This is a genomic window from Ruegeria sp. AM7 (genome assembly GCF_056535965.1).
The window spans coordinates 1,605,303-1,630,912 of record NZ_JBQFJE010000003.1 but is presented as its reverse complement, the minus strand read 5'-3'; the positions used below and the strand labels follow the sequence as shown (position 1 = coordinate 1,630,912).

The window sequence follows — 25,610 nt, the reverse complement described above, 5'->3', positions numbered from 1 at the left end:
TTGGTTCCGTTCGTGAAGAATCTGTTCACGGATGCGGACTTTCGGCCAGGATAATCCAATGTGCAGAGATGACAGAATCGAGATTGGTTTTCTGCTGTTTGATGGCTTTCCGATGGCTTGCCTGACTTCGGTTATCGAACCTTTGCGTGCCGCCAACGAGATCGCAAGGCAGGAGACCTTTTGTTGGACGTTACTGTCCGAGCGCGGACAAAAGGTACGTTCTAGCGCCGAGGTGGGATTTGACGCAATGCGTGGCTTGCTGGATCACGGTGAAGTCGACATTCTGTTCCTTCTTAGTAGCCCGACCTCGAGGTTTGAAAACGCCAGCGCGGGAAATGCCGCTCTGCGCAGCCTTGGGCGCCACAGTACAATTCTGGGTGGGATCAGCGGTGGAGTGTTCCCGCTTGTTCGCTCGGGCACGATGCAAGGGCAACCGGTCTCGGTCCATTGGTGCTATGAAGCGGCGTTCGAGGCCGAGTTTCCCGATTTTGATGCCCGGAGTGAAGTCATCGTCAGGACCGCAACGCGCTACACCGCCGCCGGGGCCGCAGCAGGGTTTGATCTGGCATTGCATCTGATTCAGGATCGTCTTGGAGCGGAAATCGCGCATGAGGTTGCGTGTTGGTTTCAGCACCCCATGATGCGTGGAGCCGGGGTGCGCCAACAGGTGCCCAGTGCCACACAACCGGAAACGGGCGACAGTCTTCCGCCGCTTGTCGCGCGTTGCGTTACGCTGTTTGGGCAGGATATGAGCGAACCAGTCTCGATCGCCGACGTCGCGCGGGAAATAGGCGTCACGCCGCGCCAAATTGAACGTGCCTTCAAACGGGCAACTGGTAAAAGCCCCAGTCACTACTTCAGGGCCATGCGTATGAAGGCCGCGCGGCAGATGGTGATGTATACAGCGGATCCGATCCCCGAGATCGCCGCATCGGTCGGCTATAGTTCCGCCGCGCCTTTGGTGACACATTACCGGGCTGCATTCGGACTCAGCCCGGCCGAGGATCGCCGCCGGATCAACCGGTTCCGGGTCGAGGGCAACGCGCCACTGCCATCAGTTTAGTAGACCGATCGCATCGAGGTCAGCACAGCGTGATGTAGCGACCCGGCCGAGGAGCGTGGGCCGTATATGCTGTAGTGATCAGCATCGCGGCACAAAAGGTAACAGCCGACATGGTGGATCGAACAGCGTGCTGCAGCGCCGGGGGACAGGCGGCGCAGGTCCAGTTGGCTTAGCAATTCCAACACTGACGAAATGCCATCGCCGCGCAGATCGAACCGTACCCAGGCGTCAGTCTGTTCGGTGACGGATGCTGTATTCCCGACGGTTGCCTTGACCTGATCCGCAAGGTCGTGGTGGCCTTTATATGGGGCCTCGACCATCCATTGATCGGGGCCGGACCAGAAGGCTGTTATCTCGCCGCCAGCGATGCGCTGGATGTCGGGCGCAGGTGCGCCGATCATTTGGGCCAACGCCTTGCGCGCCTTGGCTTCCTGCCCCAACCGGGCTGCGACCGAGGCCAGCGCCACGTCGGGTACCTCGGTGCAGGTGACCGGGCCGACCGTATCCACACGCGGCTCGGTCCCGCCGAGGGCGGTTAATGCGACAAGATCATGCACGCAGACGTTCTCCTTCGGGGTCAATGAAATGGGCCGACACAATTTCGACCTCGACCGTTAGGTCGGTCAGTGGCGACACAAGGCGCATCTTCTCTCCCATCCGCGCATCGCCGTGTTTCAGCAGGCCCAGCCCGATATTACTGTTCAGATTGGGCGAATAGGCCGCCGAGGTCACATAGCCCTGATCATGCGCGGCATCGACCGGCCCATCCGTGTTCATCAAGTGGCCGCCAGCTGTGATCTTTTCCTCGGGGTTGACCGGTTTCAGCCCGACCAGTTTCAGCACATCGTGCGCGGTCAGGGCCTCGCGTGCGCATAGAACCGATCCAATGCTGTCTTTCTTATTTGATACCATCTTGCCCAGACCAAGATTCAGCGCCGTGGTTGTGCCGTTCAACTCATTGCCGACCGGGTGGCCCTTTTCGATGCGCATCACGCTCAGCGCCTCGGTGCCATAGGGGGTGACGTCGAACTCTGCGCCTTCGGTCATCAACCGCCGCATCAGCGCGTCGCCATAGCGCGCGGGAACGGCGATCTCGAACGCCAATTCGCCCGAGAACGAGATACGGAACAGCCGCGCCCGCAGCCCGCCGCAGACGGTGATCTTGCCGCAGGCCATGAAGGGGAACGCCTCGTTCGAAATATCGAATTCCGGGTCCACGATCTTTTGCAGCAGCTTGCGGGAATTTGGTCCGGCGACCGCGTATTGCGCCCAACCATCGGTGGTTGAGATCAGCTGCACATCCATATCCGGGTAAAGGCACTGACGCACGAATTCCATGTGCCGATAGACAGTTACGGCATTCGCCGTGGTGGTGGTGACGACGAAATGATCCTCGGCCAGCCGTGCGGCGGTGCCGTCATCCATGACCATCCCATCCTCGCGCAGCATCAGCCCATAGCGGGTTTTGCCCACTGCAAGCTTGGCAAAGCCGTTGGCGTAGACGCGGTTAAGGAACTCGGCGGCATCCGTGCCCTGCACGTCGATCTTGCCCAGCGTGGTGCAATCGCACACCCCGACCGAAGCGCGGGTTTGGCGTACCTCGCGGTCGACGGACTCGCGCCAATGCGTCTCACCGGGCAGGGGGAACCACTGCGCCCGCAGCCAGTTCCCGGCCTCGACAAACACCGCGCCGCGTTCCTTGGCCCATTGGTGCGAGGGCGTCAGGCGGGTCGGGTGGAATTCTTTGCCGGTCATCCGACCCGCGAAGGCACCGATGGGCACGGGCGTGTAAGGCGGGCGGAAAATGGTGGTGCCGGTTTCGGGGATCGACTTGCCCGCAACCTCGGCCATGATCGCAAGGCCAGTGATGTTCGAGGTTTTGCCCTGATCGGTGGCCATGCCCAGCGTGGTATAGCGTTTCAGATGCTCGACCGAGCGGAAGCCTTCCTGATAGCTGAGCTTCACATCTTTGACCGTTACGTCGTTCTGCTGATCGACCCAGGCGCGTTTGCAGCCTTGCACGTACCAGAACGGCTTTTGGGCAATGGGCGCGTCCTCGGCCTCGGGCAGGTCGGGCAGAGTGGTCAGGTCCAGCGCGGCAGCGGCTGCTTCGGCACCCGAGCGCAGCGCACCATGGGTCGACATCACGCCATTGGCTGAACCCGCGACGGACATGCCGACCGGTAGGTTTTCACCCGGAACGAAAGCAGCAAGGGCGTCATTCCAAACAGGTCGCCCGCGTTGGTGGCAAGTCAGATGAACATTCGGGTTCCAGCCGCCCGACACGCCCAGCGCGCCGCAATCCAATGTCCGGGTCGAGCCGTCGGGTAGGGCGACCTCGACAAAGCTCAGGCCCAGACGGCCCTTGGTGTTTATGACCTGCGCGCCCTTCAGCACCTCATAGTCATAGCTGAGGGGGGCATCTTCGCGCACATCTACAACGGCCGCGATTTTAACGCCTTTGGCGTGCAGGTCCGAGGCCGTGCGGTGGCCGTCATCATTGTTGGTAAAGATCGCAACCCGAGGCGAAGCTGTCACCGCAAAGCGGTTGGCATAGGTCCGCAGCGCGCTGGCCGTCATGATGCCGGGACGGTCATTGTTTTCAAACGCAATTGGCCGCTCAGTCGCCCCGGCACACAGCAGCGCCTTTTGACTATAGATCCGCCACAGGATCTGGCGTGGTTTGCCGGTGGGCAGCGAAGGCAGGTGATCTCCGGTGCGTTCGACGGCCCCATAGATACCGTGGTCAAACGCTCCGATCACCGTGGTGCGCGGCATCAGTCGAACGTTCGGCATTGCCGACAGTTCAGCCACAGCCTGTGCTGTCCAATCGGGCGCGCTGCGGTCGCCGACCGAGAAGGTCTCGCTGTTCAGACGTCCGCCCAGCGTGAAATCCTCGTCTGCAAGTATGACATCTGCGCCCGCACGCCCGGCGGTCAGCGCTGCCATCAGGCCCGCAGGCCCGGCACCGATGATCAGCAGATCGCAGTGACGGAAGCCTTTGTCGTATTCATCCGGGTCCGCCTGCATCGACAGTGAGCCAAGGCCAGCAGCGCGGCGGATGATCGGTTCGTACAGCTTCTCCCAAAAGGCGGCGGGCCACATAAAGGTTTTGTAGTAGAACCCCGCCGACAGGAAGTTGGAAAATAAGTCATTTACCGCCAGCGCATCGAACCGCAGACTTGGCCAACGGTTTTGCGAGTTTGCGATCAACCCGTCGAACATCTCGATCGTCGTGGCGCGGGTGTTGGGTTCCTTGTGGGCGCCTGCGCGCAGTTCCACCATGCCGTTGGGTTCCTCGGATCCCGCCGTCAGCAGCCCGCGTGGGCGGTGGTATTTGAACGACCGCCCGATCAGTCGCACATTATTGGCCAGCAGCGCTGAGGCCAGAGTATCTCCGGGATGCGCCGTATAGCTGCGTCCATCGAACCGGAAGGTCAGAGAGGTCTTGCGGTCGATCTGCCCGCCGGTCAGCCGGTTTGCTTGCGTCATTTCGAACGCCCCCGCGCGCGGGCCACATCGCGGGCCAGTTCAACCTTGGAAATCTCGTGGGTCAGAGTGTTGCGGGTGACAACTAGCCAAGACCGGTCCCCGGCTTCGTGATACCACAGCTCGCGGTGTTCACCGGCGGGATTGTCGCGCAGATAGGCATAGTCATAGAACGCATCGGCGGCATTCTCGGCCATCCCGTAGGGCCGGTCGATCAGGGATGCATCGCCCAGATAGGTGAACTCTGAGGCATCGCGAGGCCCAAGCAGAGGGTGGTTGATGATCATATCCGTGGTCCCCTCTAGTGCAGGTTGGGCTGGTTGCCCGCGCCTTTTTCGTCGATCATCCGGCCAGTACGGAACCGGTCCAGACGATAGGCGGTGGCAACGGGATGCGGTTCATCTTTTGCCAGCAGATGCGCAAAGCAATAGCCCGAGGCAGGCGTGGCCTTGAACCCGCCGTAGCACCAGCCGCCGTTGAAATAGAGCCCCTGAACCGGGGTGCGGTCGATGATGGGTGAGCCATCCATCGACATGTCCATTACGCCGCCCCACATCCGCAGCAGCCGCGCGCGGCCGATCATGGGCATCAGCGCCATACCGCCCTCGCACACATCCTCGACCACGGGTAGGTTGCCGCGTTGCGCGTAGGTGTTGTAGCCGTCGATATCGCCGCCAAAGACCAGCCCACCCTTGTCGGATTGGCTGACATAGAAATGGCCCGCACCAAAGGTGATGACGCTGGGCAGGACAGGCTTCAGCCCCTCCGACACAAACGCCTGCAATACATGGCTTTCAATCGGCAAACGCATCCCCGCCATGCCCATCACGCGCCCCGAGTGTCCAGCGACCGCACAGCCCACTTTGCTGGCTCCGATAAAGCCTTTTGAGGTTTCGACGCCCAAGCAGGTGCCATTTTCAATCCGCAGGCCCGTGACCTCGCAATTCTGGATAATGTCCACCCCGTGCAAATCCGCCGACCGCGCATAGCCCCAGGCCACCGCGTCATGGCGGGCCGTGCCCGCGCGGCGCTGGGCCAGACCACCTTTGATGGGAAACCGGGCGTCGTCGAAATTCAGATAGGGATGTTCGGCCCGGACCTGATCGGCGTCCAGCAGTTCCGCATCCGCACCGTTCAGGATCATCGCATTGCCGCGTCTGATATACGAATCGCGCTGGCCGTCCGTATGGAACAAGTTGATGATCCCGCGCTGGCTCATCATGGCGTTATAGTTGACGTCCTGCTCCAACCCCTCCCACAGTTTCAGCGAGAATTCGTAGAAGGGCTCATTCCCGTCCAGCATGTAGTTCGAGCGTACAATGGTCGTGTTGCGCCCCACATTGCCGCCCCCGATCCAGCCTTTCTCGACCACGGCCACGTTGCGTTGCCCATAGACCTTGGACAGGTAATGCGCCGTGGCCAGCCCGTGGCCGCCGCCGCCAATGATGATGACGTCGTAATGAGGTTTTGGCTCAGGCTCGCGCCAAACCGGTTTCCAGCCTTTGTGGCCGGTCAGTGCCTCTTTGATGACTCGAAAGCCGGAATATCGCATGAATCGGACCTTTTTCGCCAGAATTCACTATTTTGGCGCGGTTTGATATCCTCGGATGCGACATAGACATGTCTGAATCAGACCCTTAACAAGTCGGAAAACCATCCGGTAAAGGCGTCTATTTCCGGTGAGCGGCGCTGGACGGCCAGAAAATACCCCTCGGTCGCGGGGGCAGTATGGTCCGAGGCCCGCACCACTTGACCAGAACCCAGCGCGTGACCGGCGATCAGTTGGTTGACCAAGGCGACCCCGTTTCCGGATGCGGCCATCTGCAGCGCCAGACCATAGGAATCCACGAAAAACGTCGGATTGCCCATGGTTTGGCCCGTCGCCTCGGCCCATGTGGTCCAGCTGTCCGAGGTGCCCACGGATTCAATCAGCGGCAGGGCCTCGCCAGCAAGCGCCGGGGATTTCACCGGCACAAGCCGATTGGGTTGTAGGGCCACCGCGTCCTTGCCCACCTGTTTAGCCGATCCAAACCGAATTTCCACATCGGCGCGCGCGGCGGCGTATTCGTCGGGCCAGATCGTGCTGACAAAGCGAACCGATGTTTCGGGGTGTTGCGCCTGAAACGCGGGCAGGGCGGGGGCGATCACCCATTCGATGATACTGATGGAGGCAGCAACCGTGATGTGGCGCGCTTTCTCCTCGGTCAAATAGGGAGAGGCCGCGGTTTCCAGCATCTCAAGCGCGGCCTCGACCTGCGGCAGCAATTTGCGCCCTTCGTCCGTCAGAGACAAACCGCGCGCGTGGCGGTGGAACAATACAACGCCCAGCCGCGTTTCCAGCGCGCGGATTTGCTGGCTGACGGCGGATTGCGTCAACCCGATCTCATCGGCAGCGGCGGTAGAACTCAGCCGCCGTGCGGCGGCCTCGAAGGATCTGAACCATGTCAGCGGGGGCAGTGTTTTGGCCATCGGTAATCTACCTAGTAGTGATGTTAATACCTAAGGCTGAACTTCTTTCATTTGTCAAAACATGACTCTGCCGTGGATATTCCGCGCAACACGCAGGAGGACACCGTGCAGCCAGAAATCCGCAAAATTGTGACGTATGACGAAGAGGTTCTGATCGAAGGCTTCCGCCCGGCGGAGCGCCCGTGGCGGATGTTCGCCGTGGCTGCCGTGGTCAAGAACCCTTGGGCCGGACGGTATGCCGAAGACCTGCGCCCCGAAATTCTGGCCTATGGTCCGGTGCTGGGCGAGATGATGACCGAGCGGATGGTGGCGCTGGCCGGTAGCGGCGAGGCGATCGAAGCCTATGGCAAGGCGGCCGTGGTGGGTTTGGATGGTGAGGTTGAACATGCCTCGGGCCTGATCCACACGCTGCATTTCGGCAATTTCTACCGGCAGGCGGTGGGGGCCAAATCCTACCTGTCCTTCACCAACACGCGCGGCCCGGCGAATACGCCGATCATGGTGCCGATGATGGACAAGAACGATGCGGGCCGCCGGTCGCATTATCTGACGCTGCAATTCTCAATCCCCGACGCGCCGCGCGCGGATGAGGTTGTGGTGGTGCTGGGCGGTGCGACCACGGGGCGGCCACATCATCGCATCGGAGACCGCTACCAAGACCTGAAGGATCTGGGACATGACGTGGACAACCCGGCCTCGGTCTGAGATCGGCGGCCTTGCCGCGATTGACGCGGGCGAGGGGCCGCTGGTCGTCTTGCTGCACGGTGTTGGCCTGCGGGCCGAGGCGTGGGGGGCGCAGATTGACGCTCTGGTCGCGGCGGGTTTCCGGGTGCTGTGCCCGGACATGCCGGGGCATGGGGCGTCTGCGTTTCACCCGGTCGATGGATTGGCGAGCTATATCGCACCCGTGGCTGCGCTGATTGACCAACCGGCCGTTTTGATCGGGCATTCGATGGGCGCGCTGATCGCAACCCGGATTGCGGCAGAGGGCGGAAACGTCAAGGGGGTGGCCGCGCTGAACGCGATTTTCCAGCGCTCGGAAAAGGCCCGCACGGCGGTTCTGGCGCGGGCTCAGGCTCTGGATGCCGAGCGGGCCAATGACCCCTCGACCACGTTGCAGCGCTGGTTCGATGACAGGGCATCCCCCGAGCGGGACGCCTGCGATGGCTGGCTGCAACAGGTCGATCCGCGCGCCTACAAGGCGGCTTATACGGTCTTCGCCGAAAGCGACGGACCGACGCCTGAGCAGTTGGCTGCGATCTCCTGTCCTGCCCTGTTTCTGACGGGCGAGGATGAGCCGAACTCGACCCCGCGCATGTCGCAAGACATGGCAGCGTTTGCCTCGAACGGGCGGGCCGAGATCATTCCGAACGCCGCCCACATGATGCCCATGACACATGCCCAACAGGTCAACGCGATCCTGTTGTCGTTTGTTAAGGAGTGCCTGACATGACGCTTGATCCCCGCGCGCTGCGCGACGCTTTCGGCAGTTTCATGACCGGTGTGACCGTGGTGACCACCCGCGATGCGGCAGGCAACCCGGTCGGGTTCACGGCCAATTCATTCTCATCCGTCTCGCTGGATCCTCCGCTGTTGCTGGTCTGTCCGGGCAAGTTTCTTTCAAGCTATGAGGTGTTTGCGGGTTGTAGCCACTTTGCCGTCAACATTCTGGCCGAGGGCCAGCAAGATGCCTCGAACACGTTTGCGAGCTATAAGGGCGACCGTTTCGCCAAAGTGGCCCACAGCACAGGGGCCCATGATCTGCCGCTGATCGACGGGGCGCTGGCGCAGTTCTGTTGCTCCACCCATCAGGCGATCCCGGCGGGCGATCATACGGTGCTGATCGGGCAGGTCACGGATTTCGCGCATGCCGGGGGCCGGGGGCTGGGTTATGTGGGCGGCTCGTATTTCAGCCTCGGGCTGGAACAGGAGATGGACAGCGATCAGCCCACCATCTGCGGCGCGATCATCCGGGCCGGTGACGCGGTTCTGATGGAGCGGCGGGGGACCGCGCACAGCCCCTTCCACATCGCTGGTGCCGCGCCCGGCGGGCAGCGTCTGCGTCTGGCGCAGGGTCTGGCGGATCGGGGGATCGAAGCACAGCTGGAGCAGGTCTATTCTTCGTTCAACGATGCGACGACCAAGCTGCATTACACGTTCTTTCTGGCCTCATCCGCCGGGACAGCGGCCCCCGATGGGACCGAATGGATTGCCATCGAACACCTGCCCAACCTGACCTATGCCACCCCGTCGGTGGGCCACATGATGACACGCTTTGCGCTGGAAGCGCGCGAAGGGAATTTTTCGCTCTACCTTGGCGATGCCGACCGGGGTGAGCTGCACAGTTTCGACAAAGGAGCCGGTTGATGGAGTTTTCCCTCTTTGCCCATATGGAACGTCTGACACCCGATCAGCCCCATGATGTGTTGTATGATGAGTTCGTGAGCCTTGTGAAAATGGCCGACGATGGCGGCATGCGCGCGGTCTGGACGGGTGAACATCACGGGATGGAATTCACCATCGCGCCGAATCCGTTCCTGTCTCTGGTCGATCTGGCGCATCACACCAAGAATGTGCGCCTGGGCACCGGTACGGTGATCGCGCCGTTCTGGCATCCGATCAAACTGGCGGGTGAGGCCGCGGCGGCGGATCAGATGACCAAGGGCCGGATCGAGCTGGGGATCGCGCGCGGGGCCTATTCCTATGAATACGAGCGTCTGATGCCCGGCATGGATGCGTGGGAGGCCGGGCAAAGAATGCGCGAATGCACCCCTCTGGTGCCGCAAATCTGGCGCGGGGATTGTGCGCATGAGGGCGAGTTCTATTCGTTCCCGGCGGCCACCTCGGCCCCGAAGCCGTATCAGGAAGACGGCCCCCCGATCTGGATCGCCGCGCGCGATCCCAACAGCCACGAATTCGGTGTTCACAACGGGTTCAACATTCAGGTCACGCCGCTGTGGCAGGGCATGGAAGAGATTGAGACGCTGATGAGCCGGTTCAATGCGGCCTGCGAAAGCTATTCGGGACCGCGCCCCAAGGTCATGCTGTTGCATCACACCTATGTCGGGGCGGATGAGGATGACGTGGCGCAAGGTGTGCAGGAATTACGCCGTTATTACAATTACTTCGGCGCATGGTTCCTGAACAAGCGGCCCGTGCAGCAAGGGTTGATCCAGCCGATCTCGGATCAGGAGATGGACGCCAACCCGATGTATACGACCGAGAAACTGGGCCAGGATCTGACCGTTGGCACAACGCAGCAGGTGATTGACCGGATCAAACGGTACGAGGATTTGGGCTATGATGAGTTTTCGTTCTGGGTCGATAGCGGCATGACCAATGACCGCAAGCGCGCCTCTTTGGCGCGGTTCATCGACGAAGTCATGCCAGCCTTTCAGTGAGGAACACCATGGGAAACCTTCCACATTTTCAGCTTTTCATTGACGGCGCATGGTCCGAGGGCGCGGATGCGCAGGTCATGACCTCGGAAAACCCGGCTACCGGGCAGGGCTGGGCCACATTCGCCTGCGCCGCGCCCGATGACGTGAACCGCGCCGTGGCCGCAGCCAAGCGCGTGTTGGACGACCCCGCATGGCGCGACATGACGGCGACGGCGCGCGGTAAGCTGCTGTACCGGCTGGCCGATCTGGTGGCTGAACACGCACAGAAGTTAGGAGAACTGGAGACCACCGACAGCGGCAAGCTACTGGCGGAAACGGCGATGCAGACGGGCTATGTGGCGGATTATTATCGCTATTTCGCGGGGCTGGCGGACAAGGTCGAAGGTACTGTCTTGCCGATCGACAAGCCCGACATGCATGTCTTTACCACGCGCGAGCCGATTGGGGTCGTTGCCGCCATCGTGCCATGGAATGCGCAGATGTTCCTGACGGCCACCAAGCTGGGCCCCGCGCTTGCGGCGGGGTGCTCGGTGGTGCTGAAAGCCTCGGAAATCGCCCCCGCGCCGATGTTGGAATTCGCGCGGCTGATCGAACAAGCCGGGTTCCCGCCCGGCGTTGTTTCGGTCATCACCGGCGACGCCCAGAACTGCGCGATCCCGCTGACCCGCCACGCGGATGTGGACCGCATCGCCTTTACCGGAGGGCCCGAGACTGCACGCCACGTGGTGCGAAACTCGGCCGAGAATTTCGCGGTGACTTCACTGGAGCTGGGCGGGAAATCTCCGATCCTTGTGTTTGACGATGCCGATCTGGACGGGGCCGCAAACGGGCTGATCGCCGGGAATTTCGGGGCCTCGGGCCAAAGCTGCGTGGCGGGAACACGGGGATTGGTGCATCGTTCGATCCTTGAGCCGCTGATCGAAAAGATTTCACAGAAGGCCGGCGCCATTCGGTTGGGCGATCCGCTGCAGCCCGACACGCATGTCGGCCCATTGTGCACCGCTGCGCAGGTCAGCAAAATCGAAGCGACTCTGGCTGCCGCCCAGGGGCAGGGGGCCACGATCCGATTTGGCGGCGCACCCGCAGATCGTCCGGGCAATTACATGACGCCTACGCTGGTCGAATGCGCAGTGCCTGAGACCGAGACTCTGAAGGTTGAGATGTTCGGCCCGGTCATGTCTCTGCTGCCGTTCGAGACCGAAGAAGAGGCCATCGCGCTGGCCAATTCCACGCCTTATGGTCTGGGGTCCGGCGTCTTCACGCAGAACCTTGCGCGGGCGCATCGGGTGTCGAAACGCATCCGCGCGGGGATTTGCTGGGTGAATACCTATCGCGCGATTTCCCCGATTGCGCCCTTTGGCGGGTTCAACCAATCCGGCTATGGACGCGAGGCCGGGGTTGAGGCCATTCTGGATTACACCCGCACGAAAACCACGTGGATCAGCACTGCGCAAGAGCCGATGGCGAACCCGTTTGTGATGCGCTAAACCTGCGGAAACACAGGGAGAGCGCGCATGAAACTGAAGACACCCCACTTCCCAGCCCCCGCAGATGCGGGGGCGCGTAAGGACATCCCTCCGCTCGTCTGCTATCCGCCGGATACGCTGCCCCAACCCGATATCGCCGGGCTGAACACCCTGCAGCAAGGCGCGGTCAAAACGTCCGAGGCCACGGCGGCCCCGCGTGACGCGGCCTGTATCGAGGTGCCCGCCGGGGCCTTTGTGCGTGTTGTGTCGGTGGATGGCCCGCAGGTCGGCGATCTGAACATGTGGAACAAGCACGACCTGACCGAGCGGTTCTATTCCGGCAAAACCCGCGCGTTGCACGGCACGCATCTGTCGACAGGGGATCGCATGTGGTCCAGCTTTCCCAACATGCGCCCGATGGCAACCATCGTGGGGGACACGCTGGATTGGTACGGGTTCGATGCCTATGGCGGCTCGGTCCATGATGTGATCGGCACGCGCTGTGATCCCTATACAGGTCGGCTGCTGTCGGGGGATGACTATCACTATTGCTGCCATTCCAACCTGACCCGCGCCTTGGCTGATCATTGCGATCTGCCGCTGCACGAGGCCGAGATGCATGTGCATGACGTGCTGAATGTCTTCATGTGTACCGGCTTTACCCGCGACACAGGGCAGTATTTCATGAAGGCCAGCCCGGTGCGACCGGGCGACTACCTTGAATTCTACGCCGAGATTGACCTGATCGTGGGCCTTTCGGCCTGTCCCGGCGGCGATTGTTCCTCCGAGCATTCCTCGGACGTCGCCGCCTGTTACCCTTTGTTGATGGAGGTCTATGACCCCGGCGAAGATGCCCGCGCGGCCCATGTTCAGCCGCCGCGATCCGCCTATGACCGGACCCACGGCACGGGCTAGGCGATCAGGCGGCGGCCCAATCGGTCGAGCATCCGGCAACACAGGTCCAGCTGCTCGATCTCGACATATTCGTCGGCCTTGTGCGCCTGTGTGATCGAGCCCGGGCCGCAGACGATAGCGTGAACGCCAAGCTGCTGGAACAGACCGGCCTCGGTGGCGAAGGCGACCGTGCCGGTGCCATTGGCGCCGGTCAGCTCGGCCACCAGTTTGCGGGCGGCGTTGTCCTCCATCGGCTCGAGCCCTTGCACCTCGGCCACCACGTCTTGGGTGATGCTGGCCTCGGGGTGGACGGCCTTCATCTCGGGGAGCAGGGTGTGGGTCACGTAATCGCTGAGCGTCTGGTTGACGAGGTCGGCGTCACTGGCCTGCACCGGGCGCATTTCCCAACCGATCTCGGCTTTGCTGGCGATCACGTTATGGGCCACGCCGCCGTTGAAGAACCCGACATTGATCGTGGTCCATGGGGGTTCAAACAAGCTGCCCGCAGGGGCGCGGGATTTCAGAACGTGGCGCAATTCCAACAGCTTTCCGACATAGCGCGCGGCGTATTCGGCGGCGTTCACGCCGTCATCGGGGGCCGAGCTGTGTCCCTCAAGCCCGGTAAAACGCGTGGTGTATTCAAAGCAGCCCTTGTGGCCTTCGATCACCCGCATTTCGGTCGGTTCGCCGATGATGGCGATGTCCGGCACGATGCCGCGCTGGGACAGGTCATTGACCAGATTCTGCGCGCCCAGACAGCCGGTTTCCTCATCATAGGTAAAGGCGAAATGCAGCGGTTGGGTCAGTTTTTCGACGTCTAACGCTTCGGCAAAGGCCAAAGACGCCGCAATAAACCCCTTCATGTCGCAGGTGCCGCGCCCATACAGGCGGCCATCACGCTCGACCATTTCGAACGGGTCCGAGGTCCAGTCCTGATCAGCCACCGGCACCACATCCGTATGACCAGACAGCAGGATGCCGCCGGGCATGTCGGGGCCGAGGGTGGCAAAGACATTGGCCTTCTTGCCCGTTGTATCGCGTGTTTCGATACAGCGCGCACCCAAGGCCTGAAGGTGGTCGGTCAGGTATCGGATGGCCTCAAGATTGCTGTCCGCAGATACAGTTTCAAAGGCGATCAGATCGGCGAGGATTTCGGTGGTTCTGGTCAGGGTCATGGTTTCACGAACAGTTTGCGGGGCCGGTTACACAGACATTCTGCACGGCCGGAATCGGTGATCAGGATGGTCTCGGTGATTTCAAGGCCCCAGTCGTCCATCCACAGGCCCGGCATAAAGTGGAACGTCATGCCGGGTTCCAGCACCGTCTCATCCTCGGGGCGCAGGGAGATCGTCCGCTCACCCCAATCCGGCGGATAGCTGAGGCCCACCGGATACCCGCATCGCGCGCCGCGCTCGATCCCGGCACGTTCCAGCGGGGCGGCCAGTGCCAGCGCGATGTCGCGCGCCTGATTGCCCGCACGGGCGGCGTCCAGCCCGGCCTCAAGCCCTTCGGCAAGCGCGGCCTCGGCCCGTAGCAGGTGATCGGGCGGCTGGCCCAGAAAGACCGACCGGCAGAAAGGTGCGTGATAGCGGCGGTAACAGCCGGACAGTTCGAAAAACGTGCATTCCCCGGATTTGAAGGGCGCGCCGTCCCATGTCAGATGCGGCGCGGCGGCATCGGGCCCCGAGGGCAGAAGGGGCACGATGGCGGCGTAATCGCCCCAATCCTCACCCACGCCCGAGATCGCGTCATGGTAAATCTGCGCCACCAGTTCGTTCTTGCGCAGGCCGGGTTCGATCCGTTCTATCACCCCATCAATCACATGTTCTGAAATCCGCGCAGCTTTGCGCATCAGGGCGATCTCTTCACTTGATTTCACGGCGCGCTGCCAGTTCACCAAAGCGTTGGCATCTTCCAACGTGGCCTGAGGCAATTCGGCGGCCAATGTCAGATGCGCCTTGGCCGAGTAATAGTAATTGTCCAACTCAACCCCGATACGCGCCTGCCCAAGACCACAATCGAGGATCAGCCGGGCAAGATCTTGCATCGGGTGCCGCTCGGTCGATTGTACATAGTTATCTGCATAGCCGTGAATGCGGTCATCGCTCATCCAGACCGTGCGCCGCGCGCCGTTGGCGTCCTGATTGCGGCCCCACCAGATGGGATCGGCATCGTGAAGGACGACGACGCCTTGATGCACGTAGAAGGACCAGCCCTCATAACCGGTCAGCCACGCCATATTCGATGGGTCCTGCACAAACAGGGCGTTTAAACCAGCGGCTGCCATTGCGGAACGCGTCTTGGCAAGCCGGCGATCATATTCGGCGCGTGAAAAGGCCGGATTGGCATGAGGCATGGCAGCTCCAGTCGTGTTCGAGTTATGTTGACAGAACTGGACGAATGCAGTCACGTCAATGGGCAACTCAGGAAAGACGCCCCATTGAAGATCACACTCAATCCACATCGCGGAGGCCGAAAACTTGCCGCTTCTGCTCCGTACCCGTCCATTGATGCAGCCCGCGTAGCCGATCTTCTGTCGCAATGCCCCGCTGCGGGTGAAACTCCATTGGTCGATGCAAAAGAGCTTGCCGACGTGGCCAATCTTTGGATCAAGGACGAGCGCGGCCGCATGAATCTTGGGTCTTTCAAGGCGCTTGGGGCGGCCTACGTAATCGCGCGACATGCGGCCGAGGCAACGGATGCGCCGGACCGCAATACATTGAACAGTCGAACCTATGTGACGGCCAGTGCAGGAAACCATGGCATGAGCGTCGCCGCAGGCGCGCGGGTATTTGGCGCGCAGGCGGTCGTCTATATCGCCGAAACTGTACCTGAGAGTTTCGCGGACCGCCTCCGCGCGCAAAAGGCGCAGGTTGTGCGCCAAGGCGTCGATTATGCCGCCAGTATGGAGGCCGCCAGCCAAGCCGCGCAGGATAATGGGTGGACGCTGCTGTCCGACAGTTCTTGGGACGGATATATCGAAATTCCGCATATGCTTATGGAGGGGTATCTGCAGATGGCTGCCGAGGCCGTGCGTCAATGTCCGGAAATGCCCAGCCACATCATGCTGCAGGCCGGGGTTGGCGGGCTGGCGGGTGCGGTGGCGGCCTATGCGCGCCATGTCTGGGGTGACGCGCCCAAAATCATCGTGGTCGAGCCCGAGTCCGCCCCCGCGCTACAAGCTAGTATCGAGGCCGGGGCCTGCGTTTTCGCGGATGGCCCTGACAGCATAATGGGACGTTTGGATTGCAAAGAACCTTCGTTGATAGCTCTGAACGGCTTGGCCAGAGATGCCGACGCTTTTTTGACTTTGACCGATGACGAGGTTGTTCAGCATTTGCCTGCGATGGCGGCGGCCGGCGTGGCAACGACAGCATCCGGTGGGGCAGGGATTGCCGCTGCCATGAATGCCGAAGTGCTGCAGGGTTTAGGAATTGGTGCGGACGCCAAGATTTTGTGCTTTCTGTCCGAGATTGCGGAATGAGGGGGTTCGACACCGCCGAGTTCATGGCCCGGTTGCAGCGTGCGCAAAAGATGATGGCCCAAGCGGACTTGTCTGCCTTGCTGCTGACAACTGAACCCGAGATTCGGTACTTTACGGGCTACTTGACCCGGTTTTGGGAAAGCCCGACCCGACCTTGGTTTCTGGTGGTTCCGGCCAGTGGAAAACCGATTGCCGTTATCCCCTCTATTGGTGCTGCACTGATGGGGCAAACCTGGATCGACGATATCCGAACCTGGAGCTCTCCGGACTTGTTGGATGACGGCGTTAGTCTGTTGGCGGAAACCCTGATCGAGATCACTCCGACCGATGCCACCATTGGTTTGCCTGATGGGCACGAAACCCATGTCCGTATGCCGATGGCCGATTTGTTGCGCCTTCAATCGCTATTGGGCTCGCGGAGGGTTGCTGGCGATGCGGAACTTGTGCGCGGCCTTCGGATGATCAAATCAACGGCGGAGATCGCGAAAGTCGAAACCGCCTGCGCGATTGCCGCGCGGGCTTTTCAGCGTGTTCCTGAAATCGCAGGATCTGGCATTGCCGTTGATGAGGTGTTTAGAAAGTTCCAAATGCTGTGTCTGGAGGAAGGCGCCGATTGGGTGCCCTATCTTGCGGGCGGTGCCGAGCAGGGGGGATATACGGATGTAATCTCTCCGGCCCTAGATACGGCGATGGAGGCCGGAGATGTCCTGATGTTGGATACTGGTTTGGTGTGGGACGGGTATTTTTGTGACTACGACCGAAACTGGTCGATTGGTCCGGCCTCGACGTCAGTGCGTTCTGCGTATGCAACCTTGATTGAGGCGTCAGATGCAGCATTCGAGATTGCAAAGCCGGGCGCGACCGCTTCTGACCTTCATCATGCAATGAACAGTGTTCTGTCGCGTCAAAATGCGGATACGGGAGCTGGGCGTCTGGGGCATGGCCTGGGTATGTCCCTCACAGAATGGCCTTCGTTGATTCCCGACGATCATACTGTGTTGCAACCCGGCATGGTTTTGACGCTTGAACCCGGAATAGCCGTTGGCGACAAAATTCTGGTTCACGAGGAGAACATCGTTATTTCAGAAGACACGCCGCGGTTCATCAGCCCTCGGCTTGGGCCGGAGTTGCCTGTGATATGAGCTATTTACCCTATGAACTGGAAGAGGACGACCCGCAGCTCAACCCGATGGGCCTGATCGTCTTGCAGACGGACGAAACGATTGAACCGGAATTCAGCGCTTACTTCGCAAATTGCCACGCGCCGATTTACGTTTCCAGAATTCCCAGCGGCGCGGAGGTGACAACGGACACGCTGGCCCAGATGGAGAACGCCCTTCCTGCCGCCTCTGATCTATTGCCCAAAGTCCAGCCCTATAAGGTTGTGGGGTATGGCTGCACCTCGGCCAGCTCCGTGATCGGTTCAGCTATGGTCGAGCGCATGGTTCAAAAGACCTGCAACGTTGCGACAGTCACGAATCCGCTGCGTGCAGCTTCCGCCTGCGCCGCGGAAAAAGGTGTTTCCAAATTCGCTTTGCTGTCGCCCTATATCGAAGAAGTGAACGATCCATTACGCCGTGCCTTCGCAAAAAACGGAGTGACAATGGACGTTTTTGGCTCATTCGGTGAGTCCGAGGAATCCAAAGTTGTTCGAATATCCCGCCAATCGCTAGTCGACGCGGCGCTTAAACTGGGCTCTGATTCGGCGGTTGAGGGTGTTTTTATAAGCTGTACAAATCTAAGGACTTTTGACGCTTTGCCAGAAATTGAAAGCCGGTTGGGAAAGCCGGTTCTTTCAAGCAATCAAAGCCTTGCGTGGCACATGCGACGCTTGAATGACGCCTGAATATCAGGCGTGTGGCGCTTTCTTTGTCATTCTCCTGACATATTTTGGTTGCGTCGCCCGTCCTGCTTGTCCTTAAATGGGCTCTGACAGGTCCTTGAGATCCGGATAAACCGGGCAAGCAAGGACAGACAGGGGAGCCAAGTTGGTAATGTCTAATGACGCAGCGTTCGTCGAGTTTCAGCGTGTCCAGAAATCTTACGACGGCGAGATCCTTGTCGTAAAAGATCTAAATCTTTCAATGCCTAAAGGTGAGTTCCTGACAATGCTCGGCCCGTCCGGGTCAGGCAAAACCACTTGCCTTATGATGTTGGCCGGGTTCGAAACGGCCACCCATGGCGAGATCATGCTGGATGGTCGTCCGATCAACAATATTCCGCCGCACAAGCGGGGGATCGGTATGGTTTTTCAAAACTATGCGCTTTTCCCGCATATGACGGTTGCCGAAAACCTCGCTTTCCCGTTGGAGGTGCGAAAAATCGGCAAGGACGAGCGCGAAGAAAAAGTGAAACGCGCCCTAGATATGGTTCAGATGGGGGCATTTGGCAGCCGGCGCCCCGCTCAGTTGTCCGGTGGTCAACAGCAGCGGATCGCATTGGCCCGCGCACTTGTTTTTGAACCCGAGCTTGTTTTGATGGACGAACCGTTGGGTGCGTTGGATAAACAGTTGCGCGAGCACATGCAGTTCGAAATCACGCGTCTGGCGCATGAGCTGGGTATTACCACTGTTTACGTAACACACGACCAGACCGAAGCGTTGACCATGTCGGACCGTGTGGCTGTTTTCGACGACGGACGAATTCAACAACTTGCGCCGCCCGATTTGCTGTATGAAGAGCCGGAAAACAGCTTTGTGGCTCAATTTATTGGTGAGAACAACACGTTGGAAGGTGTCGTTAAGTCGATTGACGGCGACTCGTGTGTTGTTGCGCTGGACGATGGGTCTGAGATTGACGCTAAACCGGTGAATGTCACAGCGGCGGGTGAGCGCACCAAAGTGTCGATCCGTCCAGAACGGGTTGAATTCAACAAAGATCGTCTGCACGCTGATGCACATACGCTCAAAGCAACGGTGAAAGAGTTCATCTATATGGGCGACGTGTTCCGCTTTCGTCTGTCGGTTGCTGGGAACGATGACTTCATCATCAAAACCCGCAACGCGCCGGACGCGGTACGTCTGTCTCCCGGTCAGGAGGTCGAAATCGGCTGGCTGGCCCATGACTGCAGGGCGCTGGACGCCTGAGTCACAAATACCCCGAATGTTTGGGGTAAGAGCTGGCCGGTTTGCCCCGTGATCCGGCCTAAGAAAAGTAAAAGTAACGGGTATAACAGGGAGTTAAACATGAAAGTTAAAACCACTCTTATGGCAAGTGCGGTTGCTGCCGTAGCCGGTGGTGCGATGGCCGAAGAAATGACCATCGTGTCCTGGGGCGGTGCTTATTCCAAGTCGCAGCTGAAAGCATATCACGAGCCCTATTCGGAAAAGACAGGCGTCACCATCCTGAACGATGACAGCTCGGCTGAGGCGGTGGCTAAACTGCGCGCGATGAACGAAGCGGGCAACATCACTTGGGATGTGGTGGATGTTGTTGCAGCGGATGCGATCCGTTTGTGCGACGAAGGTCTGGCGATGGAGATCGATTTCGACAGCCAACTGGCAACCGCACCTGACGGGACACCAGCATCCGAAGATTTCGGCGATCTGTTGGTCAGTGACTGCTTTATCCCGCAGATCGTGTACTCGACCACTTTCGGCTATCGTACCGATCTGGTGGGTGACACGCCTCCGACCGAGATCTGCGCCGTGTTCGATCTGGAAAACTATCCCGGCAAACGTTCGCTGGAAAAGCGTCCGATCAACAATATGGAATGGGCGCTTCTGTGTGATGGCGTAGCCAAGAACGACGTCTATGACGTTCTGGCGACACCGGAAGGTCAGGATCAGGCTCTGGCCAAGCTGGATACTATTAAGGACAGTGTTGTCTGGTGGTCTGCCGGTGCCGACACACCGCAGTTGCTGGCCGACGGCGAAGTCATTATGGGCTCGACCTATAACGGTCGTCTGTTCAGCGTGATCGAAGAGCAGAAACAGCCCGTCGCCATGCTGTGGGACGCGCAGGTATTCGATCTGGATGGCTGGATCATCCCCGCCGGTCTGAGCGAAGAGCGTCAGCAGCGCGCGCTGGACTACATCATGTTCGCCACTGACACCCAGCGTCTGGCGGATCAGGCCAAGTACATCTCGTACGGTCCGGCCCGTGCCTCGTCGGCGCCGCTGGTTGGTCAGCACGCCGATCTGGGCATCGACATGGCTCCACACATGCCGACTGACCCGGAAAACGCCAAGAACACGTTCCTGTATAACTACGAGTTCTGGGCGGATTATCGCGACGATATCGACGCCAAGTTCCAAGCGTGGCTGGCACAATAAGCCTTTTGTGACAAATGGTTGGGGCCGGTTTTGGCCCCAACCCACCAAAAGACCAAGGGACGCAGATGACTGACGCAACTCAATCCGGTCCGATGCTGGCTGCTGATGGTACGCCGCTGAAGAAATCTTTGGCGCGATCATTGCGCCGCCGCAAGTTGCGGGCGCTGGCCCTGATTGCTCCGCTGCTTCTGTTCGTTCTGCTATCCTTTGTGATCCCGATCGTTTCGATGCTGTTCCGATCGGTTGAAAACGGCATTGTGGCCGAGACACTGCCTCTGACTGTGGTCGAGTTGAAGAACTGGGATGCGGAAAGCGGCGAACTACCGGACGAGGCATTATACGCCGCGTTCACCAAAGATATGGTCGTCGCCATTGACGAAAAGACACACACCCGGCTTGGCTCGCGCCTGAACTATGAGCAGACGGGTATGTCCTCGATGTTCCGTCGCTCGGGCCGCCAGATTAAAAAACTGGACCCTGAAACCGATGGCCCGTTTAAGGACAAGCTGATCGACATTCACGACGGTTGGGGAGATGTCGAAACCTGGCGAACCATCAAGACACATGCTGTTCCGATCACCAACGGATATTTCCTGAACGCAATCGACATGCGCCGTACGCCCGAAGGTGCGCAGGCGCAGCCTGAGGACAAACAGATCCTGATCAAGCTGTTTGGCCGTACGCTGATGATGTCGCTGATCATCACTGCTTCGTGCATCCTACTTGCCTATCCGGTGTCATATATTCTGGCGACCCTGCCGATGCGGGTGTCGAACCTGCTGATGATCCTTGTGTTGCTGCCGTTCTGGACATCACTTCTGGTGCGAACGTCTGCGTGGAAGGTGATGTTGCAGCAGCAGGGGGTGATCAACGAAACGCTGGTCTGGCTGGGATTGGTAGCGGATGACGCGCGATTGGTGATCATCAACAACCAATTCGGCACGATTATCGCGATGACGCATATCCTGCTGCCGTTCATGATATTACCGATGTATTCGGTGATGCAGACCATTCCAGAATCCTACACCCGCGCCGCGAAGTCCATGGGCGCGACCAACTGGACGACCTTCTGGCGCATCTACTTCCCGCAATCCATTCCGGGCATCGGCGCGGGGTCGATTCTCGTGTTCATCCTTGCCATCGGCTACTACATCACGCCGGAAATCGTTGGCGGGACCAAGGGTGTCTTCATCTCGAACCGGATTGCGTACCACATCTCATCCTCGCTGAACTGGGGATTGGCGGCTGCGCTCGGGACGATCCTGCTGGCGGTCGTTCTGTTACTCTACTGGTGCTATGACAAGATCGTGGGCATCGACAACGTGAAGCTGGGATAAAGACGATGGCAGCACTAACACCAATATCCCGCAAACCCATGTCGGTGGTTCTGCCCGCTGTGGCCATCGCCGGAGGTTTCGTCGGTATGTTCGTCGGCGCCGGGCAGGGCAGCGTCCTGCTGGGCATCGTGATCGGAGCCGCTCTGATGGCGGGTCTGGCGTGGCTTTACATGAATGTCCTGAACAATGAGCGTGTCGCCCGCTGGATAACGATCCTTGGGATGGGCGTGTTGGGCTTTGTGTTTGCTGGGGCCACTGGCCTGATTATCGGCCTTCTGGTGGGATGGTTCTTTGCCTTCTTCATCTTCTGGCTGTACGAGGGGCGCTATCGCCAAAAGCTGCTGCCCTATTTCACAGCGCGGCAAGTGCTGTGGCATTATACGTTCCGGGTGATCTGCGGCGCGATCTTCGTGTTCCTGATCACACCGATCCTTGTGGTGCTGCCGCTGTCTTTCAACGCACAAGACTTCTTTACCTTCACGCCCGAAATGCTGCGGCTGGACCCCGAAGGCTATTCGCTGAAGCATTACCGTGATTTCTTCACCAACAATGAATGGCAGCGCAGCTTCAAGAACTCGCTGATCATCGCGCCGATTGCGACGATCATCTCGGTGTCGCTGGGCACGCTGGCGGCCATCGGCCTCAGCCAGAGCCACGTTCCGGGCAAGCGGGCGATTATGGGTATCCTGATTTCACCCATGATCGTGCCGCTGATCATCTCGGCCACCGGCATGTTCTTTTTCTACAGCGATATCGGCCGGTTCCTTGAGGGCACCCTGGGCTTGGACAAGAACTTTGTAGGCTATGTGAAGGTTATCCTTGCTCACGCGGTTCTGGGTATTCCGTTTGTGATCATCACCGTGACCGCAACCCTCGTGGGCTTTGATCAATCGCTGACCCGAGCGGCGGCGAATATGGGGGCAGGGCCGGTACGGACCTTCTTCAAGATTCAGATGCCGCTAATCCTGCCGGGCGTGATTTCGGGTGGCCTGTTCGCCTTTATCACCTCGTTTGACGAGGTCGTCGTGGTGCTGTTCGTAGGCTCCGCCAGCCAGAAAACGCTGCCGTGGCAGATGTTCACCGGCCTGCGCGAACAGATCAGCCCGACCATTCTGGCGGTGGCGACGATCCTGGTGGTGATCTCCATCGCGCTGTTGACCACGGTTGAATTGCTGCGCCGCCGGTCCGAGCGTCTGCGGGGGCTTTCCCCCGCTTGACGCCCGCCGCGGCGTGATTTAGCCATTGCGATATGCAGCCCGGTCACGATGGCGTCGTGACAGTCAAACGGGCGCATGGCTCTCGGTTCCCGAGGCCGCTTGTCCTGAACGCCGGGGCTTGTGGCCGGGCACCCTTCGTCCGGCATTGCAGGAGAGAGCATGATGACAGACTTGACAAATCGCCCCGAGTTTTTCACCAGCCACAATGGCGACAAGGCCCCGCTGCCGTTCAGCAAGGCCGAATACGCCCGCCGCCTGTCCGGCCTGCGCGCCATGATGGCCGCACGCGATATTCCGGCGCTGCTGCTGACCTCGATGCACAACATCGCCTATTACTCGGGCTTTCTGTATTGCGCCTTTGGGCGGCCCTACGGCTGCGTGGTGACGCAGGACGCGTGTACGACGGTGTCGGCGAATATCGACGCGGGCCAGCCGTGGCGACGCTCGGTCGAGGAAAACGTGATCTATACCGACTGGAAGCGCGACAATTACTGGCGCGCGGTGGCCAGCCTTATCGGCGGTGCCAAGCGGATCGGGATCGAAGGCGATCACATGACGCTGGCCGCGCGTGACACGGCGCTGGCGATGCTGGGGCAGCCCGAGCTGGTGGATGTGGCCGCTGATACAATGGCCGCCCGCATGGTGAAATCGGCAGAAGAGATTGAGTTGATCAAGGGCGGTGCCCGCACGGCAGACGTAGGCGGTGCTGCGATCCACGCCGCGATCCGCGAAGGCGCGACCGAGATCGAGATCGCCATGGCCGGCCGCGACGCAATGGAGGCTGAGATTGCTCGCGCGTACCCGGATGCCGAATACCGCGACACCTGGGTCTGGTTCCAATCTGGCCTGAACACTGATGGCGCGCATAACCCCGTAACCAAGCGGGCGCTGCAAAAGGGCGATATCCTTTCGCTGAACACCTTCCCGATGATCTCGGGCTATTACACCGCGCTGGAACGTACCCTGTTTCTGGGCGAACCCGACGCCAACAGCTTACGCATCTGGAAAGCCAATGTGGCCGCGCATGAGCTTGGCCTAAGCCTGATCAAACCCGGCGCGACTTGCTCGGGCATCACCGCCGAGATCAATCGGTTCTTCGCCGAAGAGGGGCTGCTGCAATATCGCTCCTTCGGCTATGGCCACTCGTTCGGCGTTCTCAGCCATTACTATGGGCGCGAGGCAGGGCTGGAGCTGCGTGAAGATATCGACACCGTATTGGAACCCGGCATGGTCGTGTCGATCGAGCCGATGCTGTGGATTCCCGAAGGACAGCCCGGTGCCGGTGGCTATCGTGAGCATGACATTCTGGTTGTCGGCGAGGACGGGGCCGAGAATATCACCGGCTTCCCCTATGGGCCTGAGCATAACACGATCAACTGACCCGAAGGGCAGGAGGGGCGCTTAGCCCCTCTTGCCGCGTTCGTGGAAAATGAACCCGATGAAATTCAGCAGCACCTGCGCCGCCAGAATCTGCGTGCTCTCAGTAGGGTCGTAATTCGGCGCAACTTCGACCAGATCAATACCGACCACATCTCCGCGCTGCGCCAGACCTTGAAGGATTTCCAGCACGTCATAATACAGAAACCCCCCGTGGCTGGGCGTGCCGGTGCCCGACGCAATCGATGGGCAAAAAGCGTCGATATCAATCGTCACATAATACCGCGCGCCTTCGGGGATGCGCGCCAAGACACCTTCGGTTCCCAGTTTGCGGACTTGTCGCACAGACAGGATATCGGACCCTCGGGCGCGGGCATCCTCATAGCCTTCCTTTGCGGTCGAGGACACGTTGCGGATGCCCAACTGCGTCATGCCCGAGACATAGTTTTTCTCAATCGCGCGCCGCATCGGGTTGCCGTGACCAGCGGTGACGCCGTGCCGTTCATCCACGAAATCCAAATGGGCGTCGATCTGAACCACATGGATCGGACCATTTTCCGCGCAATCGTCAGAAAAAGCATTGATGCAGGGGATGTTGACCGAGTGATCTCCGCCGATGGTGACGGGCAGGGCACCTGCGTCCAGAATCTTCTGGACCCCGTACTGGATATTGGCGTGGCTTTCCTCGGTCTTGGTATGGATGATGTCCGCGTCCCCGATATCGACCATGCGGACCGAGCTATCCAGATAGGTCGCGTCATCCTCGTGATCATACGCCCCGGCATGGCCAAAGCTGAACAGGGTCGAGGCCTCGCGCACCGCACGTGGCCCGAACCGTGCGCCGGATCTCCATTGAGTACCGAAATCGAAGGGTGCGCCCATGATCGCCACATCAGCGTCGATCTGGTCCCAATCCTCGACATATGGCGATTTGCCAAAGGTCGAAATCCCGACGAATGGCAGGTTCAGACGGCCACTTGCATACCCATGAGACGACATAGCGCGATTCCCGTTTCTTGTTTGTCCGTTGCAGCTTAGAAGCGTTGCCTTAAGCAGGATAGGTTTCTTTGAGGGGTGGATGGGTTGAATGTCGTCCGCCAAGGGTGTCTATCTGAGCGAAAGGTCTGAAAGGAATTGCC

Annotated in this window: 23 protein-coding genes; 15 read left to right on the top strand and 8 right to left on the bottom strand. The window is 59.9% G+C overall.

What is annotated here, in order from left to right:
- The first annotated feature begins 58 nt into the window (after positions 1 to 58).
- Complete coding sequence (locus tag ACR3EG_RS12115; protein WP_480496040.1) at positions 59 to 1,063, top strand: GlxA family transcriptional regulator; 1,005 nt, start codon at positions 59 to 61, stop codon at positions 1,061 to 1,063.
- On the opposite strand, the gene ACR3EG_RS12110 is transcribed toward ACR3EG_RS12115, so the two are convergent.
- From ACR3EG_RS12110 to ACR3EG_RS12090, 5 genes are all read right to left on the bottom strand, one after another.
- Entirely contained in the window at positions 1,060 to 1,620 is a 561-nt protein-coding gene (locus tag ACR3EG_RS12110) for a sarcosine oxidase subunit gamma (RefSeq protein WP_480496038.1), read from the bottom strand. The two genes, ACR3EG_RS12115 and ACR3EG_RS12110, sit on opposite strands and share 4 nt — an antisense overlap.
- Complete coding sequence (locus ACR3EG_RS12105) at positions 1,613 to 4,555, bottom strand: sarcosine oxidase subunit alpha family protein (protein ID WP_480496036.1); 2,943 nt, start codon at positions 4,553 to 4,555, stop codon at positions 1,613 to 1,615. The genes ACR3EG_RS12110 and ACR3EG_RS12105 overlap by 8 nt, the downstream gene beginning before the upstream one ends.
- Positions 4,552 to 4,839 (bottom strand): sarcosine oxidase subunit delta, encoded by a 288-nt coding sequence (locus ACR3EG_RS12100; protein WP_480496034.1) that lies wholly within the window; start codon positions 4,837 to 4,839, stop codon positions 4,552 to 4,554. The genes ACR3EG_RS12105 and ACR3EG_RS12100 overlap by 4 nt, the downstream gene beginning before the upstream one ends.
- A 14-nt stretch (positions 4,840 to 4,853) precedes the next feature.
- Complete coding sequence (locus ACR3EG_RS12095; RefSeq protein WP_480496032.1) at positions 4,854 to 6,104, bottom strand: sarcosine oxidase subunit beta family protein; 1,251 nt, start codon at positions 6,102 to 6,104, stop codon at positions 4,854 to 4,856.
- Between the two features lie 77 nt (positions 6,105 to 6,181).
- On the bottom strand, positions 6,182 to 7,021 hold the full coding sequence (locus ACR3EG_RS12090) for a LysR family transcriptional regulator (protein ID WP_480496030.1): 840 nt from the start codon (positions 7,019 to 7,021) through the stop codon (positions 6,182 to 6,184).
- Positions 7,022 to 7,126: 105 nt separating this feature from the next.
- Here ACR3EG_RS12090 and ACR3EG_RS12085 point away from each other — a divergent pair, with 105 nt between their 5' ends.
- The 6 genes from ACR3EG_RS12085 to ACR3EG_RS12060 are packed head-to-tail and all read left to right on the top strand — an operon-like array spanning position 7,127 to position 12,803.
- On the top strand, positions 7,127 to 7,726 hold the full coding sequence (locus ACR3EG_RS12085) for an amino acid synthesis family protein (RefSeq protein ID WP_480496568.1): 600 nt from the start codon (positions 7,127 to 7,129) through the stop codon (positions 7,724 to 7,726).
- The gene (locus tag ACR3EG_RS12080) at positions 7,698 to 8,474 is read left to right on the top strand and encodes an alpha/beta fold hydrolase (protein WP_480496028.1); all 777 of its coding nucleotides are present in this window, start codon (positions 7,698 to 7,700) and stop codon (positions 8,472 to 8,474) included. The genes ACR3EG_RS12085 and ACR3EG_RS12080 overlap by 29 nt, the downstream gene beginning before the upstream one ends.
- Positions 8,471 to 9,388: a flavin reductase family protein gene (locus ACR3EG_RS12075; RefSeq protein WP_480496026.1), complete on the top strand. Its 918-nt coding sequence runs from the start codon at positions 8,471 to 8,473 to the stop codon at positions 9,386 to 9,388. The genes ACR3EG_RS12080 and ACR3EG_RS12075 overlap by 4 nt, the downstream gene beginning before the upstream one ends.
- Complete coding sequence (locus ACR3EG_RS12070) at positions 9,388 to 10,422, top strand: LLM class flavin-dependent oxidoreductase (RefSeq protein ID WP_480496024.1); 1,035 nt, start codon at positions 9,388 to 9,390, stop codon at positions 10,420 to 10,422. The genes ACR3EG_RS12075 and ACR3EG_RS12070 overlap by 1 nt, the downstream gene beginning before the upstream one ends.
- A gap of 8 nt (positions 10,423 to 10,430) precedes the next feature.
- Positions 10,431 to 11,909 carry an aldehyde dehydrogenase gene (locus ACR3EG_RS12065; RefSeq protein ID WP_480496022.1) on the top strand — a complete coding sequence of 493 codons (1,479 nt, stop codon included), beginning with the start codon at positions 10,431 to 10,433 and terminating at the stop codon, positions 11,907 to 11,909.
- 27 nt (positions 11,910 to 11,936) lie between these two features.
- Entirely contained in the window at positions 11,937 to 12,803 is an 867-nt protein-coding gene (locus ACR3EG_RS12060) for an urea carboxylase-associated family protein (protein ID WP_480496021.1), read from the top strand.
- On the opposite strand, the gene argE is transcribed toward ACR3EG_RS12060, so the two are convergent.
- Positions 12,800 to 13,957, bottom strand: a complete 1,158-nt coding sequence (gene argE / locus ACR3EG_RS12055; RefSeq protein WP_480496019.1) for an acetylornithine deacetylase — start codon at positions 13,955 to 13,957, stop codon at positions 12,800 to 12,802. The genes ACR3EG_RS12060 and argE overlap by 4 nt on opposite strands.
- Positions 13,954 to 15,138, bottom strand: coding sequence for a M24 family metallopeptidase (locus tag ACR3EG_RS12050; RefSeq protein ID WP_480496017.1), 1,185 nt, complete (start codon positions 15,136 to 15,138; stop codon positions 13,954 to 13,956). The genes argE and ACR3EG_RS12050 overlap by 4 nt, the downstream gene beginning before the upstream one ends.
- Before the next feature lie 84 nt (positions 15,139 to 15,222).
- On the opposite strand from ACR3EG_RS12050, the gene ACR3EG_RS12045 reads away from it, so the two are divergent.
- From ACR3EG_RS12045 to ACR3EG_RS12010, 8 genes are all read left to right on the top strand, one after another.
- On the top strand, positions 15,223 to 16,266 hold the full coding sequence (locus tag ACR3EG_RS12045; RefSeq protein WP_480496566.1) for a pyridoxal-phosphate dependent enzyme: 1,044 nt from the start codon (positions 15,223 to 15,225) through the stop codon (positions 16,264 to 16,266).
- On the top strand, positions 16,263 to 17,408 hold the full coding sequence (locus tag ACR3EG_RS12040; RefSeq protein ID WP_480496015.1) for a M24 family metallopeptidase: 1,146 nt from the start codon (positions 16,263 to 16,265) through the stop codon (positions 17,406 to 17,408). The genes ACR3EG_RS12045 and ACR3EG_RS12040 overlap by 4 nt, the downstream gene beginning before the upstream one ends.
- On the top strand, positions 17,405 to 18,112 hold the full coding sequence (locus tag ACR3EG_RS12035; RefSeq protein WP_480496013.1) for a maleate cis-trans isomerase family protein: 708 nt from the start codon (positions 17,405 to 17,407) through the stop codon (positions 18,110 to 18,112). The genes ACR3EG_RS12040 and ACR3EG_RS12035 overlap by 4 nt, the downstream gene beginning before the upstream one ends.
- 148 nt (positions 18,113 to 18,260) lie before the next feature.
- Positions 18,261 to 19,352, top strand: a complete 1,092-nt coding sequence (locus ACR3EG_RS12030) for an ABC transporter ATP-binding protein (protein ID WP_170750912.1) — start codon at positions 18,261 to 18,263, stop codon at positions 19,350 to 19,352.
- Positions 19,353 to 19,451: 99 nt separating this feature from the next.
- The gene (locus tag ACR3EG_RS12025) at positions 19,452 to 20,540 is read left to right on the top strand and encodes an extracellular solute-binding protein (RefSeq protein ID WP_480496011.1); all 1,089 of its coding nucleotides are present in this window, start codon (positions 19,452 to 19,454) and stop codon (positions 20,538 to 20,540) included.
- A gap of 65 nt (positions 20,541 to 20,605) precedes the next feature.
- Positions 20,606 to 21,877: an ABC transporter permease gene (locus tag ACR3EG_RS12020; protein WP_480496009.1), complete on the top strand. Its 1,272-nt coding sequence runs from the start codon at positions 20,606 to 20,608 to the stop codon at positions 21,875 to 21,877.
- A 5-nt stretch (positions 21,878 to 21,882) separates the two neighbouring features.
- Complete coding sequence (locus tag ACR3EG_RS12015; protein ID WP_480496007.1) at positions 21,883 to 23,094, top strand: ABC transporter permease; 1,212 nt, start codon at positions 21,883 to 21,885, stop codon at positions 23,092 to 23,094.
- Positions 23,095 to 23,256: 162 nt separating this feature from the next.
- Positions 23,257 to 24,474, top strand: coding sequence for an aminopeptidase P family protein (locus ACR3EG_RS12010; protein ID WP_480496005.1), 1,218 nt, complete (start codon positions 23,257 to 23,259; stop codon positions 24,472 to 24,474).
- Positions 24,475 to 24,495: 21 nt separating this feature from the next.
- Here the strand turns inward: ACR3EG_RS12010 and speB are convergent, their stop codons facing one another.
- Positions 24,496 to 25,470, bottom strand: coding sequence for an agmatinase (speB, locus tag ACR3EG_RS12005; RefSeq protein WP_480496003.1), 975 nt, complete (start codon positions 25,468 to 25,470; stop codon positions 24,496 to 24,498).
- Positions 25,471 to 25,610 lie beyond the last annotated feature (140 nt).